The sequence below is a fragment of the Polaribacter sp. PL03 genome (assembly GCF_033875165.1).
Classification (GTDB): domain Bacteria; phylum Bacteroidota; class Bacteroidia; order Flavobacteriales; family Flavobacteriaceae; genus Polaribacter.
This window is the reverse complement of record NZ_JAWZSV010000004.1, coordinates 459,997-476,694: the sequence shown is the minus strand read 5'-3', so window position 1 is coordinate 476,694 and position 16,698 is coordinate 459,997. Positions and strand designations below refer to the sequence as shown.

The following is a 16,698-nucleotide window of genomic DNA, read 5'->3' as shown; positions in this document are numbered from 1 at the left end:
TGTCATATTTATAGAAAAGATTCATATAAATTATTAAAAACATAAAAATGGCAGGTATTTTAGACTTATTAGGTAGTGATTTAGGAAAACAAATTATTTCTGGTGTAGCAGGTTCTACAGGGAATGATTCAAGTAAAACAAGTAGTGTTTTAACTATGGCTTTACCAGTATTAATGAAAGCAATGGAAAGAAATGCTTCTACTCCTGAAGGTGCAGAAGGCTTAATGAGTGCATTATCTGGTAAACATGATGGTAGTATTTTAGACAACCTTGGTGGTTTATTTGGTGGCGGAGTTGATGAGACTGTAAAACAAGATGGAGCTGGAATTTTAGGTCATATTTTAGGAGGAAAACAACAAGGAGTAGAACAAGTTATTAGTCAAAAATCTGGTTTAGATGCTGGTTCGGTAGCAAATATTTTAAAAGTTGCAGCACCAATTTTAATGGGTGTTTTATCTAAACAGAAAAAAGAACAAAATATTAGTAATTCTGGAGATTTAACAGGTCTTTTAGGAGGTTTATTAGGTGGTAATTCTGCTGATAACGACCAGAGTTTCTTAGAGAAAATATTAGATGCAGATGGTGATGGAAGTGTAATTGATGATGTTGCTGGAATGGTATTAGGAGGAGATAAAAAATCTGGTGGACTTGGTGGTTTATTAGGTGGTCTTTTTGGTAAATAAAATAACTAAAATATTAAGTAATAAAAAAGCTCAAACATAATGTTTGAGCTTTTTTTATTACTATTTACTTTTATAACAGGATTTATAAATTTCTTCATAAACAGGAAGTATACTCTCTAAAGAGAATTGTTTTGTATGTTTTCTAGCATTTTGCTTAAACCTTTCTAAAGTTGCATCATCTTTTACTATTGACAACGCGTTTTTTGCCATGTCTTTAATATCTCCTAAATCACTTAAAAAACCAGTTTCTCCATGAATATTAACTTCTGGCAAACCACCTGTATTTGTAGAAATTACTGCAGTTCCTGCTGCCATTGCTTCTAATGCTGCCAAACCAAAGCTTTCTGTTTGAGAAGGTAGTAAAAACACATCTGTATAACACAATATTTTAGCGACTTCTGTGCTATTTCCTAAAAAGAAAACGTCTTCTGTTAGTTTTAATTCTTTTACAAGTTTTTCTGCTTTTGCTCTTTCTGGTCCTTCACCAATCATTAGTAATTTTGCAGCTATTTTTTTTCTAACTTCTCCAAAAACACGAACTACATCTTCCACTCTTTTTACAGGTCTAAAATTACTTACATGTGTAAAAATTCTTTCGTTTGGCTGTGCTAAAGCAATTCGTTTACATTCTTCTTTGTGTGCATTATCATATTTTTCAACATCAATAAAGTTGTAAATAACTTTAATATCTTTAGTAATATTAAATAATTTATTAGTTGTTTCCTTTAAATTATTTGAAACAGAAGTTACTACATCAGAATTATTAATACTAAATTCTACTGCTGTTTTATATGTTGGGTGACTTCCAACTAAAGTTATATCTGTACCATGTAATGTTGTTACCACTTTTACATCTAAACCTTTTTCTTTTAACATTTGTTTAGCCATATATGCTGCATATGCATGTGGTATTGCATAATGTACATGTAATACTTCTAAATCGTGTTTACGAACAACTTCTACCATTTTACTAGACAAAGCTAATTCGTAAGGTTGATATTCAAAAAGAGGATATTCTTCTATAACTACTTGGTGAAAATGTAAGTTATGAGATAAAAAATCTAAGCGTACAGGTTGATTGTACGTAATAAAATGTACTTCATGACCTTTATTTGCCAAAGCCATTCCTAACTCTGTAGCTACTACTCCACTTCCACCAAATGTTGGATAACAAACAATACCTATTTTCATATAATTACTGAAATATTAAATTATTTAAAGACTAATAAACGTTCTCTCTTTGGTTGTAAAGATAGCGGTATTCTTACATTTTAATTCTAAATAAAAGCATAAAAAAAGAGTTTTCCATAATGTATGAAAAACTCTTAAATAATGTATTTTTAATTCTACTTTTAGTAGTCTCCTAAAGTTGCAGGATTTTGAGCTAATGCATTTTCTAATTGATCATCATTAGGTGCTTTACCATGCCAAGCATGAGTATGCATCATAAAATCTACACCATTCCCCATTTCTGTATGTAATAAAATACAAACTGGTTTTCCTTTTCCTGTTAATGATTTTGCTTCTGATAAACCTGCTAATATTGCATCAATATCATTTCCTTTTTCAACATCAATAACATCCCAATCAAAAGCTTCAAATTTTGCTCTTATGCTTCCCATTGCTAAAACTTCATCAGTAGTTCCATCAATTTGTTTTTCATTTAAATCGATAGTACAAATAATATTATCAACTTTTTTTGCTGATGCGTACATAATTGCTTCCCAGTTTTGACCTTCTTGCAATTCACCATCACCATGTAAAGTATATACTATTTTATCATCTCCATTTAATTTTTTAGCTTGTGCTGCACCAATCCCATTAGACATTCCTTGCCCTAAAGAACCAGATGCTATTCTAATACCTGGTAAACCTTCGTGAGTTGTTGGGTGTCCTTGTAAACGAGAGTTTAACAATCTAAAAGTAGATAATTCTTCTACTGGAAAAAATCCACTATGCGCCAAAACACTATAAAATACCGGAGAAATATGCCCATTTGAAAGGAAAAATAAATCTTCATTCTTTCCATCCATTGTAAAATCTGTAGAATACTCCATTACTTCTTGGTATAAACAAGTAATAAATTCTGCACATCCTAAAGATCCTCCTGGGTGACCAGAATTTACTTTGTGCACCATTCTTAAAATATCTCTACGAACTTGTTGTGTAAAATCTTGTAATTGTTGTGTTGTTGGCATTTTGTTATTTTAATTTATGTGAACAAAAATACGAAAGTGAATGGATTTATCTTTAAAATAATAGAAAAATATAAATTGAAAAAAGAGTGTGCAACGGATACTTTTTCATAGTAATAATCCCATAATGTATACAATACATTTTATTAAAGCTACAACACTCCTTTTCTTGTTCAAAGAAACGTATCTGTTACTAACTAAACAAACGTTAATAGTCGAAATTCGCGAATTTCGACTATTAAAAAACACACATTCTCCTTACAATACTTACAAAACATACAAGAAACATAAATTAATATTCTACTTTTGCTTTCAAAAAAAAGCTTCTATGATTCATAAATCGACCATATATCTTATATTGTTGTTGTTTTATCTACCCATTAATTCTCAAAACAAAAACGCTGTATTACTAGATTCTTCTTTTAATCATCTTACAGATAAATATTACGAGTATAAAAATATAGATACTATTAAAGCCAGAAAATATGTTGATCTAATTCTAGTTAAAGCGAATCTAAAAAAAGATACAATATCTTTAATTGATGGTTATTATTACTTAAATGAAATATTAAATGACGAAACTATTTATCTTAATTATTTAGATAAATTAATAGAGACTACAAGAAAAAAACCAAATAAACTATTCCCTGGTTACGCATATTTTGATAAAGGAACATATTATATCTTTAATAAAAAAAATAATGAAGCTCTAAAAAATTATATTTTAGCTTTAAGGTATTTAGATAATAATGATAGTTTAAAGTATATTGTAAAACATAAAATAGGTATTCTTAAAGAAGAAAGCCATAATTATAATGTATCAAAAAAAATATTTCTAGAATGCATTGATTACTACAATAAAAATCAAGACAAAATAGAAGATAATAATTATTTTAGTTTGTTGTATAACACATCTAATACATACCTAAAACTAAACAAAATTGACTCCAGCCATATATATAATAACAAAGCATTATTTTTTGCAAAAAAAACAAAAAATAATATTTTAATAGGTATTTCTCTACTAGGACAAGGAAAATTAGCTTTTAAAGAAGAGAAATACACATTAACCATAAAGAACATTAAAAAATCTTTACCTTATATTATAACTGACGAGAATTACGCAACTTTATCTCATGCCTATAATTATATTGCCAGGTCTTATATTAAATTAAATAATGTAGACGAAGCCTTTCATTTTAATTATTTGATCGACTCCTTATATCAAAAAACAAATATAACCCATCATACTCAAAAAAGCAGTTATCAATTTTTAATAAAATATTACAAAGAAAAAAAAGATTTAAAAAATCAATTAATTTATATAGAAAAGTTAATAAAGGTAGATAGTATTTTAAATACAAGAGAAAAGAACCTTGCTATAACATTTAAAAATGAATATGATATTCCTAAATTAAATGCTGAAAAAGAAAAAATCATCAATCAGTTAAAAGGAAACCTCAATAATTCTAAAAAATCAACCTATGTTTTTTTGGGTATTTCAATCTTAATATTGTCTTTATTATTTTTTCAGATTAGAAAAAAGAAAATACTTAAAGATCGTTTTAAAAAATTTATTAGAACACAAAGCGAGGTTAAAGAATCTATAGCAGAAATAAAAGAAAAAGACACCTTAAATATTTCTAAAGAGATTATAGAGAATGTTCTTGTTGGTTTAACTAAATTTGAAAAGAACCATAAATTTACAGATTCTAGTTTAAGTTTAAAAGAACTTGCTGCTAATTTAAAAACAAATTCTAACTATTTATCTAAAATAATAAATTTTGATAAAGGAAAAAGCTATACTGTTTATATAAAAGATTTAAGAATAAACTATTGCTTAGAGCTCTTAGGCAAGGATGAACTTGTTAGAAAATATTCTATTAAAGCACTGGCAAAAGAGGTAGGTTTTAATACAGCTGAGTCCTTTTCAAATGCTTTTTATAAAAAAACAGGACTAAAGCCTTCGTTTTATATTAAAGAATTAAATAATAGAAAGTAAGTTTAAGTTTTTTGTTTCTTTTTCTTAGCTGCAGGAAACAATACATTATTTAAAATTAAACGATAACCTGGTGAAGTTGGATGTAAATCTAACTCCGTTTTTGGATCGCCAACTCTGTGTGTGTAATCTTCCGGATCATGACCTCCATAAAAGGTAAACATTCCTTTACCTTTTGTTCCATGAATATATCGAGCTTCTCTATTTACTTTATTTTCGCCCAAAACTAACACATTACTCTTAATTGTATTTCTATCAAAAGAGGTAGTTTGTCCCATAAAACCTTTTACTAAAGTAGTATGATTTTGCGTTAGCATTGTAGGTATTGGATCCCACTTTGCAGAAAACTCTACCAAAGAAAAATAATCTGATGTTTTAGGTATTTTTCGTTTTCTAGTCATATCTATTGATGAAAACTCATACGTTGTAGGATTCTTAATTAACTGATAATTTTTAAAAGCAAACGTTTTATTAAAATTTATTTGAGATTGATAATTTGGTGTTGTACCATCTCCATCAAACATTGCTTCTGCTATATCTACACCTTCTGCGGAAAGTGCAATATCAAAACTATCTGTAGCAGAACACATAGCAAACATAAAACCACCACCAACAACATAATCTCTAATCTTTTTAGCTACCACTAATTTTTCTTGTGAAACTTTATTGTAACCTAGTTCTATGGCTAATTTTTCTGCTCTTTGTTTGCCTTCTATATACCATGGAGCTGCTCTAAAGGAGCCGTAAAAACGACCATATTGCCCTGTAAAATCTTCATGATGTAAATGCAACCATTCATAAATAAATAACTTATCTTCTAAAACTTCTTTATCATAAATAACATCGAAAGGAATTTCTGCATACGTTAAAACCATAGTAACCGCATCGTCCCAAGGCATTTTATCTTTAGGAGAGTAAACCGCTATTTTTGGTGCTTTTTCTAAAGTTACTGCATCTTTATTAGAAGATGGTGCTGCAATTTCTTCTAATATTAATTGAGATTTCGCATCTGAAATTATCTGATATGAAACGCCTCGAATTTTACATTCGTTCTCTACAATTTTGTTGTTTTCAATTAAGAATGCACCTCCATCATAATTTAATAACCACTTCGATTTTAAACCTGCTTCTAAAGAGAAATATACAATTCCGTATGCTTTTAAATGGTTTTTCTGATTATCACTACTCATTGGTACATAAATAAAAGATGCCCAAACTGAGTTTGAAATGAATAGAAATGTGAATATTAATAAGATTTTTTTCATACCAAAAACTAAAATACACAATTACTGTGAAGCAATTGTGTATTTCTATAAATTTATAAATTCTTTAATACTTAAAAAGGTACATCTGCATCACCAAAAGCATCTTTTGGGTCAATACCACTTTCACCTGCAAAAGGATCTTCTGGGAAATCTGCATTCATAGAAGATTGAAACTCTGAACTAAAACCTTCTTCTAAATCAGAGAATTTTGCTAAATGCCCTGTAAACTTTAAACGAATATTATCTAAACCACCATTTCTATGTTTTGCAACAATAAATTCTCCTTGTCCTTCACATGGTGTATGTTCATCATCATCCCACTCTGTCATTCCGTAATATTCTGGACGGAAAATAAATGATACAATATCTGCATCTTGCTCAATTGCACCAGATTCACGTAAATCAGACAGTAAAGGTCTTTTACTTCCTCCACGCGTTTCTACAGCTCTCGATAATTGAGAAAGTGCAATTACCGGCACTTCTAATTCTTTTGCTAATGCTTTTAGGTTTCGAGAAATCATAGAGATTTCTTGTTCTCTATTTCCTCCTGCCTTACCACCAGCAGTCATTAATTGTAAATAATCTATTACAATAATCTTAACATTATGTTGTGATACTAATCGTCTTGCTTTTGCTCTTAAATCGAATACAGAAAGAGATGGTGTATCATCAATAAAAATAGGTGCATCAGATAATTTCTTAACTTTTACATTTAATTGTTCCCATTCATGAGGCTCTAAATTTCCTTTTCTTAATTTTTCTGAAGTCAAACCTGTTTCCGAAGAAATCATACGCGTAATTAACTGTACAGAAGACATCTCTAAAGAAAAAACGGCAACACCATGACCAAAATCAATTGCCATATTTTTTGCCATCGAAATTACAAATGCTGTTTTTCCCATACCAGGACGTGCAGCAATAATAACTAAATCGGACGGTTGCCAACCAGAGGTTAAAGCATCTAATTTGGTAAAACCGGTTTCTAAACCAGACATTCCTTCCGAGTTACCTATTTCTTGTATTTTAGCTAATGCTTGTTTTACAAGTGAACCTGCAGCTTCAGAACTCTTTTTTAAATTGCCTTGTGTTACTTCAAAAAGTTTTGCTTCAGCATCATCTAATAATTCGAAAACATCTGTACTTTCATCATACGCATTTTCTATAATTTCACTCGAAATTGATATTAATTTACGTTGAATAAATTTTTGAAGGATAATTCTAGCATGGAACTCAATGTGCGCAGAAGAAGCTACTTTTTGAGTTAAACGAATAAGAAATAAATCTCCACCAACAAATTCTAACTTTCCGTTCTTTTTAAGAAGATTCGATACAGTTAATAAATCAATTGGTTCAGAGTTTTGAAATAACTCATAAATTGCGGCATACACATCTTGGTGCTTTTGATCATAAAAAGCGTCTGAACTTAAGACATCTATAACATCATCAATTCCCTTTTTGTCAATCATCATTGCACCTAAAACAGCTTCTTCTAGTTCTACTGCCTGTGGTGGAATTTTCCCTTTCTCAAGACTAATAAGTCTACTTCTATCCGACTTTTTTTCTGCGACTGCCTTCGTTTTTTCCATGACTACAAATGTACTTTTTTACTTTGTTAGATTTTTCTAAAATTGAACTTAAATTTGTAAACATTTATTGTAAACTAAATTGTTATTATCTTGTTAATAACCAGTCAACTTCTATTTTGAATTCTTATTTTTACACAAATGAAAATAAATAAAAGACATCTTTTTCTAACTATTTTTCTTCCAATTCAGGTTTTATTAGTACAATTAGCAGCTAAGAATCCTGCTTTTATAGAACGTTATTATTCTAACGGAATATACCCTTATATCGCTTCCTTTTTAAGAATTATTTTAGGTTGGCTTCCTTTTTCTTTTGGCGATTTATTAATTGCTTTTCTTCTATTTATTTTTCTTCGTTTTATTTTTAGATTGATAAAAACAAGATTTAAAAGTTTTATTCCGAAGATTATTCATTTTACAGCAATTTTATCAACAATCTATTTTTGTTTTTATCTTTTCTGGGGCTTAAATTATTATAGAGAGCCATTAGCTAAAAACTTAAAGTATCAACAAAAAGAATACACAACAATAGAGCTTCAAAAAGTTACAAAACAGGTTATAGAAAAACTAAATTATTATCAATTTAAAATCACAAAAAGCGATACATTAAAAGTTAATAATCCTTATACTCAAAAGGAAATGTATAAAATGGCTGTTTCTGGTTATCACAATTTAGCGAAAGATTTTCCGCAATTAGAATATCAACACAAATCTGTAAAAAGTTCTTTGATGAGTTTGTTGCAAAGTTATAACGGAACTGCCGGTTATTTAAACCCGTTAACTGGCGAAGCACAAGTAAATGACAGAATTACAAAAACAGGGTATCCAACAACTGTTTGTCATGAAATGGCGCATCAAATTGGGTTTGCTGCAGAAAATGAAGCCAATTTTGTTGGTTTTTTAGCTGCTAATTATAATGATGATATTTATTTTAAATATGCGAGTTATAGAATGGCTTTTGGGTATTGTATTTCTGAACTTCGAAAAAGAAATTTAAAAATATCTAAAGAACTTTGGCAAACTGTACATAAAGGAATTGGTAAGGATTTTAATGATACTTATTTGTTTTGGCAACAATATAAAAATCCGTTTGAACCTATTGTAAAGAAAGGCTACAACGCATATTTAAAAGCAAATAAACAAGACAAAGGAATTAAATCTTATAATTACGTTGTAGACCTATTAATTACTTACTTTGAAACTTCAGAAAAAGTTTTGAATTCTTAAAATTTTGTTAAAATAACCTCTTTTAACAATTTACAAATTGCTTCTAATTAAATTTATAGCAATTAATTCAAATAACCAAATCAAACTTATGAGAAAATTACTCTTATTATTCTCGTTTTTGTTGACAATTTCTTTGCACTCGCAAGATTATTTTCCAACAGATGCAGGAGTAAAAATTACAGACAACACATTAGTTGCACTTACCAATGCAACAATTTATGTGACACCAGAAAAGGTGATTAAAAAAGGAACTTTACTAATTGAAAATGGTAAAGTAATACAAATAGGTAAATCTGTTAAAATTCCTAAAGGCGCAAAAACAGTAGATCTTACCGGAAAATCTATTTATCCTTCTTTTATCGATTTATATTCAGATTTTGGAATTAGTAAACCTAAAAGATCTTCTAGTAGTTTTAGAGGAACAACACAATATGAAGCTTCTCGCGAGGGTTATTATTGGAATGATCACATTAGACCAGATGTTAATCCTATAAAAGATTTTTCTTTTGATTCTAAAAAAGCAACAGATCTTATAAATGCAGGTTTTGGTGTTGTGAATACGCACATGAAAGATGGTATTGTTCGTGGAAACGGGTTGTTAATTGCTCTAAACCCTAATTCTTCTGATGCTTACAGAATTTTAGAAACTAAATCTGCACAATATTTATCGTTTTCTAAAAGCTCAGTTTCTAGTCAGGCATATCCTAGTTCTAGAATGGGTGCAATGGCTTTATTACGTCAGATGTACAATGATGCTTCATGGTACGCTAACGGAAACATGAAGAATAAAGATTTAGCTTTAGAGGCTTTAAACAACAATAAAAACTTAGTTCAAATTTTTGAGACTGGTAATTTATTAGATGCTTTAAGAGCAGATAAGGTTGGTGATGAATTTGGAATTCAATACACAATAGTTGGTTCTGGTGATGAGTTTGAAAGAATTAGCGACATTAAAGCTACAAATGCAAACTTTATTATTCCTATTAACTTTAGCAATGCTTTTGATGTTTCTAACCCTTTATTAGCACAACAAATTTCTTTAAGAGATATGCGTAAATGGAATCAGGAACCTTCTAATTTAAAGGTATTATCTGATAACGGAATTAATTTTGCAATTACTACACGTTCTTTAAAATCTGTAAAATCTTTTCATAAAAATTTACAGAAAGCCATAAAATATGGTTTCGATGCTAAAAAAGCATTGGCTTCTTTAACTACAATTCCTGCAACTATTATTGGTAACTCTTCAATAGGAAACCTAAATACAGGTAGTTATGCTAACTTTATTATTACTTCTGGAGATGTATTTGATGCTAAAACTACCATTTATGAAAACTGGGTTCAAGGAGATAAAAATGTAGTAAATGATATGACTATTAAAGACATTACAGGAAATTACATGTTATATGTAAATGGTAAAAACTACGATTTAACTATTTCTGGAAAAGGTGCAAAACAAACTGCAGCTATTAAGATGGGTGATAAAAAAGTGAAATCTAAATTTTCTTTTAAAGATGATTGGGTTTCTATCACTTTAAATGAAGATAGTGGTTACACAAGAATGATGGGTAAAATTATAAACGCTGCTAGTGTAATGCAAGGAACTGCTTATGATACTAAAGGAAACGAAACTGACTGGTCTGCTAGTAAAAAAGTAAAAAAAGACAGTAAGAAGAAAGATAGCAAGAAAAAGAAAGAAGATGCAATTGTTGTGTTTCCTGTAAGTTATCCTAATCTTGGTTTTGGAAACTATAAAGTACCAGAAACTGAAACTATTTTAATTAAAAACGTAACTGTTTGGACAAGTGAAGATGCTGGTATTTTAGAAAATACAGATGTACTTTTAAAAGACGGAAAAATAGCTAAAATTAGTAAAAATATAAAAGCAAGAAATGCAAAAGAAATAGATGGTACAGGAAAACATTTAACTGCTGGTATTGTAGATGAACATTCTCATATTGCAGCTTCTGCTGTTAATGAAGGTGCACAAAACTCTTCTGCTGAAGTAACTATGGAAGATGTAATAGATCCTAATGACATTAATATTTACAGAAATCTTTCTGGTGGAACAACTTCTTCACAAATATTACATGGTTCTGCAAACCCAATTGGTGGTCGTTCTGCAATTATCAAATTAAAATGGGGAGAAAACGCAGCAGATATGATTTATGACAATTCGCCAAAGTTTATAAAATTTGCTTTAGGTGAAAATGTAAAACAATCTAGAAGCAGAAACGGAACTCGTTTTCCTCAAACAAGAATGGGTGTTGAACAAATGTTTACAGACTATTTTACAAGAGCAAAAGAATATGAAGTTTTAAAGAAAAGTGGAAACCCATACAGAAGAGATGATGAAATGGAAACTTTAGTTGAAATTTTAAACGGAGAACGTTTTATTTCTTGTCATTCTTATGTACAATCAGAAATTAATATGTTAATGAAAGTTGCAGAGAAATTCAACTTTAAGATTAACACATTTACACATATTTTAGAAGGTTATAAACTTGCAGATAAAATGGCAGAACACGGTGTTGGTGGTTCTACTTTTTCAGATTGGTGGGCTTATAAATATGAAGTAAATGATGCAATACCATACAATGCTGCAATTATGCATAATGCTGGTGTAACTGTTGCAATAAATTCTGATGATAGAGAAATGTCTAGACGTTTAAATCAAGAAGCTGCAAAAACCATTAAATATGGTGGTATGTCTGAATTAGATGCTTGGAAAACAGTAACTATTAATCCTGCAAAATTATTACATATAGATGATAAAGTTGGTAGTATTAAAGAAGGAAAAGATGCTGATGTTGTTTTATGGAGCCATCACCCAATGTCTATTTATGCAAAAGCAGAAAAAACAATTGTAGACGGTAGTATTTACTTTGATAGAGCTGAAGATCTTAAAAAACGTGAAGCAATTAAACTAGAAAAAAGTAAATTAATTAGCATGATGTTAAATGATAAAATGAACGGTGGAAAAACGAAAGCTCCAATGAAAAGAGGAGATAGAAATTTTCACTGTGATACTTTAGAAGAACTTAAAAACTAAAAAAAGATGAAAAAAATAATATATAGTTTGCTATTTTTCTTCTTAGTAGGAAATATTTTAGCACAACAAACACCCGCAGATAAACAAACTACAGCATTTTCTATTGAAGGTGCAACAGCGCATTTGGGTACTGGTAAAGTAATTGAAAACTCATTAATTATGTTTAATGATGGTAAAATTACTTTTGTAGGTAGTGCAATGATGAAAATTGCAAGACAAGGAACGGTAATAAATGCTAAAGGAAAACATGTTTACCCTGGTATTATTGCTGCAAATGCTACGTTAGGCCTTGTAGAAATAGATGCTGTAAAAGCAAGTAATGATGAGGATGAGATTGGTCTTATGAACCCGCATATTAGAAGTTTAATAGCTTACAACGCAGAAAGTAAAGTTGTAGAATCTATGAGACCAAATGGTGTTTTAATGGCACAAGTAACTCCTAGAGGAGGAACTTTATCTGGTACTTCTTCTATTGTACAATTAGATGCTTGGAACTGGGAAGATGCTGCTATTAAAACAGATGATGGTATTCATATGAATTGGCCGTCTAGTTTTACTTCTGGTAGATGGTGGTTAGGAGAAGATCCTGCTTTAAAACCAGACACTAAATATGCTGGTAAAATAAATGATATTAAATCTTATTTTATGAATGCTAAAAATTATTTAGCAAGTAATAAAACAAAAACACATTTACCTTACCAAGCAACAGCAGGTTTATTTAATGGATCTAAAAAACTTTTTATTCACGTAAACGGACAAAAAGAAATTACAGATGCAATAACAATTGCAAAAGAATTAGGTATTAATAAACTGGCTATTGTTCATGGAGAACACGCAGATAAAGTAGCAGATTTATTAGTAAAAAATAATGTTGGTGTAATATTAGAAAGACCACACAGAAACCCTAATAACGAAGATGACTCGTATGATTCTACCTACACAATAGCAAAAACATTAATAGATAAAGGTGTTTTAGTTAGTATAGGTATGGAAGGGCAAATGGAACGTATGAATACAAGAAACCTTCCTTTTTATGCTGGTACTTTTGCAGCTTTCGGTTTAGATAAAGAAATTGCTTTGCAGTTAATTACTTTAAATACTGCTAAGATATTAGGTATCGATTCTTTTACAGGTTCTTTAGAAGTTGGTAAAGATGCTACTTTATTTATTTCTGAAGGTGATGCTTTAGAAATGCGCAGTAACATATTAACAAATGCTTTTGTTCAAGGTAGAAAAATTAGTTTAGAAACACACCAAACAAAACTTTGGAAACGTTATTCTAATAAATACAAAACAAAATAATTTATTTATTTATTTTTATAATATCAAAAAAGGCTCGCAATTTGCGAGCCTTTTTCATTAAAAACAGTTAACAATATTAAAATCTCCTTTTTCTTAGCAATAGAATTTAAATAAAAAAAAAGCATTTTATTACAGTTACAAATATTGTTTTAATTCAACATTCTTACAATACCTATAATTAGGTATATTTGTGGTAATGAAAGAAATTACAAGCATTCACAACTCTTACATAAAAGACCTCTTAAAACTACAAGAGAAATCTCGCGAACGTAAAAAAACTGGACTTTTTATTATTGAAGGAAAAAGAGAAATATCTTTAGCAATTGCTGCAGATTATAAATTTGACACAATCTTATATTTTGATGGATTAATTTCTGAACAAGAAGTTTTACATTTATTTAATGAAAATATAAATAGAATTATAATTTCTAAAGAAGTATATCAAAAATTAGCATACAGAGCTTCTACAGAAGGTATTATAGCTGTTACAAAAGCAAAAAGTTTTTCTTTAGAAGATATAAAATTTAAAAATAAGAATCCGTTACTATTAATTGCAGAAGGTATTGAAAAACCAGGAAATATTGGTGCTCTTCTAAGAACTGCAGATGCAGCAAACGTAGATGCTGTATTTATTGCAAACCCAAAAAGCGATTTATATAACTCTAATATTATACGTTCTAGTGTAGGTTGTGTTTTTACAAATCAAATTGCAACAGGTACTTCAGAAGAAATTATTGCTTTTCTTCAACAAAATAATATCAAAATTTTTGCTACTACTTTGCAAAATTCAAACGAATATCACAAAGAAATTTATACAGAAGGTTCTGCAATTGTTGTTGGTACAGAAGCAACTGGTTTAACTGCTGTTTTTAGAGATAAAGCAACACAAAATATAAACATACCAATGCAAGGAAAAATAGATTCGATGAATGTTTCTGTTGCTGCTGCAATTGTTTTATTTGAAGCAAAAAGACAACGAGATTTTAAAATTTAAAGTATGAAGATTTTAGGAATAGATATTGGTGGTTCTGGTATTAAAGGCGCAATTGTAAATACAAAAACAGGCGAATTATTAACTGAAAGATTTAGAATTGCTACACCTAAACCAGCAACACCAGAAGCTGTAGCTAAAGTAGTTAGTGAAATGGTTGCTCATTTCAATTGGAAAAAAGCAGTTGGTTGTAGCTTTCCTACAACAATTGTAGATGGTAAATGTATTCATACCGGTAATTTAAGTGAAGAATGGCTAAATGTAAAAGTTGATAAACTTTTTAAGAAAACATGCAAACTTCCTTTTTATGTAAGTAATGATGCCGATTTAGCTGGTTTAGCCGAAGTTACTTTGGGTGCTGCCAAAAAAGAAAAAGGAGTTGTAATTGTAGTTACTATTGGTACAGGAATTGGTTCTGGCTTATTCTATAACGGAAAGTTAGTACCTAATTTAGAAATTGGTAAAATGCTACATACAAATGGTGAAATTATTGAGTTTTACACAGCAGATTCCGTAAGAAAAAAAGAGAATTTAACATTAGAAGAATGGGCATTAAGATTCGATTCTTTATTAGAATACATTAAACTTGTTTTTACACCAAGTTTAATTGTCTTAGGAGGCGGCATTAGTAAGAAATATGACGATTTTAAAAGACATTTAACTACAGAAGTACCAATACAAGTTGCCGCCTTTAAAAATAACGCTGGTATTATTGGAGCTGCAATGTATGCTAGAAAAAAAAGTAAATAACCTTTTCATTTCACATAAATCCATTTAAAATTTAAGAACATAAATAACACCTATTATTTATAATTTTAGTTCTAAGAAAACGAATACAAGTTATTCAATTTAAAAATTTGTTTTTAAACAACTTACTTTTAAATAAACTGCAAACCTAACATAAGCTTTAGAAGATGAAAAAGTTTTTATGTCTTACATTAGAAATACAAGAAAACAGTTTCGAAACTCATTTTAATTACAATAAGTAGCCAATAATTACATACATAGTAAAAGAAATTGGTGTAGATAATAAAATAAGACAATCGCAAAACAACAGTTTAAAACAGCGTTATTTTAGCTATTATAATAACGCATTCAAACTATAAATAGCAATAAACTGAAATAGCTTATTGCGTAAAAATTTAAAGTAAAAAAATGAATTCTTCAACGCTATTTTACCTACTAATATCCATTTTAATTATCAGTTTTATTATTGATAAAATTTTAGACTCTTTAAATGCAAAACACTTTAATGATAAAATTCCTGCAGAATTAGCAGATGTTTATAATGAGTTAGAGTATAAGAAATCTCAAGAATACAAAAAGACAAATGAGAAATTTTCTAATTTTACAGCTACCTTTTCAATTATATTAACCCTTGTTTTCTTTTTTGCTAATGGTTTTAAATATGTAGATAATTTCGCAAGAAGTTTTACTGATAATTCAATTTTTGTGGCTCTTATTTTCTTCGGAATAATTATGTTAGGTTCAGATATATTAACAACACCATTTTCTTATTACAAGACATTTGTAATCGAAGAAAAATTTGGTTTTAATAAATCTACAATAAAAATCTTTTGGTTAGATAAACTAAAAGGCTGGTTGATGTCTATTTTTATAGGTGGCGCAATTTTAGCAATTATAATTTTATTTTATGAAAAAACAGGAGAGAATTTCTGGATTTATGCTTGGTTTTTAGTTGCAATCTTCTCTCTATTTATAAATATGTTTTACGCCAAACTAATTGTACCGTTATTTAATAAACAAACTCCGTTAGAAGATGGAGAATTAAAATTTGCTATCGAAAAATATGCCTCTTCTGTTGGCTTTAAATTAAATAATATTTTTGTTATCGATGGCTCTAAACGATCTACAAAAGCAAATGCATATTTTTCTGGTTTTGGTTCTCAAAAAAGAATTACACTTTTCGATACGTTAATTAATAATCTAAATACCAACGAAATAGTAGCTGTTTTAGCACATGAAGTTGGGCATTATAAAAGAAAACACATTCTATTTAATTTAGCCTCTTCTCTCCTATTAACAGGCTTAACTTTATTTATTTTATCTCTTTTTATAAATTCTCCGCTATTATCGGAAGCTTTAGGTGTTTCTACACCAAGCTTTCATATTGGTTTAATTGCCTTTGGTATTTTATATTCGCCAATATCTGAAATAACAGGTTTATTTATGAATTATATGTCTCGAAAATTTGAATATCAAGCAGATAATTTTGCCAAAGAAACTTTTGCTTCTAAACCATTAATAAGCTCACTTAAAAAATTATCTAAAAATAGTTTAAGCAATTTAACGCCTCATCCTGCGTATGTTTTTATGCATTATTCTCATCCAACTTTGTTGCAAAGAGTAAAAAATTTAGGTTCTTAAATGTTTGTTTGTT

General features: G+C 29.2%; 12 protein-coding genes. 8 read left to right on the top strand and 4 right to left on the bottom strand.

The window, feature by feature from the left end; translation table 11 throughout:
- The first annotated feature begins 47 nt into the window (after positions 1 to 47).
- A complete protein-coding gene (locus tag SHK09_RS10825; RefSeq protein ID WP_319810793.1) occupies positions 48 to 683 on the top strand; it encodes a DUF937 domain-containing protein in 636 nt (211 codons plus the stop codon).
- A 60-nt stretch (positions 684 to 743) separates the two neighbouring features.
- Here the strand turns inward: SHK09_RS10825 and bshA are convergent, their stop codons facing one another.
- Positions 744 to 1,874, bottom strand: coding sequence for an N-acetyl-alpha-D-glucosaminyl L-malate synthase BshA (gene bshA / locus SHK09_RS10820; protein WP_319810792.1), 1,131 nt, complete (start codon positions 1,872 to 1,874; stop codon positions 744 to 746).
- Between the two features lie 161 nt (positions 1,875 to 2,035).
- Positions 2,036 to 2,881, bottom strand: coding sequence for a transketolase (locus SHK09_RS10815; RefSeq protein WP_319810791.1), 846 nt, complete (start codon positions 2,879 to 2,881; stop codon positions 2,036 to 2,038).
- Positions 2,882 to 3,206: 325 nt separating this feature from the next.
- Here SHK09_RS10815 and SHK09_RS10810 point away from each other — a divergent pair, with 325 nt between their 5' ends.
- Complete coding sequence (locus tag SHK09_RS10810) at positions 3,207 to 4,880, top strand: AraC family transcriptional regulator (RefSeq protein ID WP_319810790.1); 1,674 nt, start codon at positions 3,207 to 3,209, stop codon at positions 4,878 to 4,880.
- Positions 4,881 to 4,882: 2 nt separating this feature from the next.
- Here SHK09_RS10810 and SHK09_RS10805 read toward each other — a convergent pair whose 3' ends face one another.
- Positions 4,883 to 6,142, bottom strand: coding sequence for an asparagine synthetase B (locus tag SHK09_RS10805; RefSeq protein ID WP_319810789.1), 1,260 nt, complete (start codon positions 6,140 to 6,142; stop codon positions 4,883 to 4,885).
- Positions 6,143 to 6,213: 71 nt separating this feature from the next.
- Positions 6,214 to 7,728 carry a replicative DNA helicase gene (gene dnaB / locus SHK09_RS10800; RefSeq protein WP_319810788.1) on the bottom strand — a complete coding sequence of 505 codons (1,515 nt, stop codon included), beginning with the start codon at positions 7,726 to 7,728 and terminating at the stop codon, positions 6,214 to 6,216.
- A 138-nt stretch (positions 7,729 to 7,866) separates the two neighbouring features.
- On the opposite strand from dnaB, the gene SHK09_RS10795 reads away from it, so the two are divergent.
- From SHK09_RS10795 to SHK09_RS10770, 6 genes are all read left to right on the top strand, one after another.
- Positions 7,867 to 8,952, top strand: a complete 1,086-nt coding sequence (locus SHK09_RS10795) for a DUF3810 domain-containing protein (RefSeq protein WP_319810787.1) — start codon at positions 7,867 to 7,869, stop codon at positions 8,950 to 8,952.
- Positions 8,953 to 9,040: 88 nt separating this feature from the next.
- Entirely contained in the window at positions 9,041 to 12,004 is a 2,964-nt protein-coding gene (locus tag SHK09_RS10790; RefSeq protein WP_319810786.1) for an amidohydrolase family protein, read from the top strand.
- A 6-nt stretch (positions 12,005 to 12,010) separates the two neighbouring features.
- Positions 12,011 to 13,306: an amidohydrolase family protein gene (locus tag SHK09_RS10785; protein ID WP_319810785.1), complete on the top strand. Its 1,296-nt coding sequence runs from the start codon at positions 12,011 to 12,013 to the stop codon at positions 13,304 to 13,306.
- Between the two features lie 196 nt (positions 13,307 to 13,502).
- Entirely contained in the window at positions 13,503 to 14,300 is a 798-nt protein-coding gene (locus tag SHK09_RS10780) for an RNA methyltransferase (RefSeq protein WP_319810784.1), read from the top strand.
- Positions 14,301 to 14,303: 3 nt separating this feature from the next.
- Positions 14,304 to 15,047 carry a polyphosphate--glucose phosphotransferase gene (ppgK, locus tag SHK09_RS10775; protein ID WP_319810783.1) on the top strand — a complete coding sequence of 248 codons (744 nt, stop codon included), beginning with the start codon at positions 14,304 to 14,306 and terminating at the stop codon, positions 15,045 to 15,047.
- A gap of 405 nt (positions 15,048 to 15,452) precedes the next feature.
- A complete protein-coding gene (locus SHK09_RS10770) occupies positions 15,453 to 16,685 on the top strand; it encodes a M48 family metallopeptidase (protein ID WP_319810782.1) in 1,233 nt (410 codons plus the stop codon).
- Positions 16,686 to 16,698 lie beyond the last annotated feature (13 nt).

Excerpts from the sequence above, each read along its gene's own strand:
- SHK09_RS10780 (WP_319810784.1), top strand. The coding sequence starts at position 13,503 with ATGAAAGAAATTACAAGCATTCACAACTCTTACATAAAAGACCTCTTA.
- SHK09_RS10805 (WP_319810789.1), bottom strand. The coding sequence starts at position 6,142 with ATGAAAAAAATCTTATTAATATTCACATTTCTATTCATTTCAAACTCA.
- SHK09_RS10770 (WP_319810782.1), top strand. The coding sequence starts at position 15,453 with ATGAATTCTTCAACGCTATTTTACCTACTAATATCCATTTTAATTATC.
- SHK09_RS10785 (WP_319810785.1), top strand. The coding sequence starts at position 12,011 with ATGAAAAAAATAATATATAGTTTGCTATTTTTCTTCTTAGTAGGAAAT.
- ppgK (WP_319810783.1), top strand. The coding sequence starts at position 14,304 with ATGAAGATTTTAGGAATAGATATTGGTGGTTCTGGTATTAAAGGCGCA.
- SHK09_RS10795 (WP_319810787.1), top strand. The coding sequence starts at position 7,867 with ATGAAAATAAATAAAAGACATCTTTTTCTAACTATTTTTCTTCCAATT.
- SHK09_RS10815 (WP_319810791.1), bottom strand. The coding sequence starts at position 2,881 with ATGCCAACAACACAACAATTACAAGATTTTACACAACAAGTTCGTAGA.
- SHK09_RS10810 (WP_319810790.1), top strand. The coding sequence starts at position 3,207 with ATGATTCATAAATCGACCATATATCTTATATTGTTGTTGTTTTATCTA.
- SHK09_RS10825 (WP_319810793.1), top strand. The coding sequence starts at position 48 with ATGGCAGGTATTTTAGACTTATTAGGTAGTGATTTAGGAAAACAAATT.
- SHK09_RS10790 (WP_319810786.1), top strand. The coding sequence starts at position 9,041 with ATGAGAAAATTACTCTTATTATTCTCGTTTTTGTTGACAATTTCTTTG.
- dnaB (WP_319810788.1), bottom strand. The coding sequence starts at position 7,728 with ATGGAAAAAACGAAGGCAGTCGCAGAAAAAAAGTCGGATAGAAGTAGA.
- bshA (WP_319810792.1), bottom strand. The coding sequence starts at position 1,874 with ATGAAAATAGGTATTGTTTGTTATCCAACATTTGGTGGAAGTGGAGTA.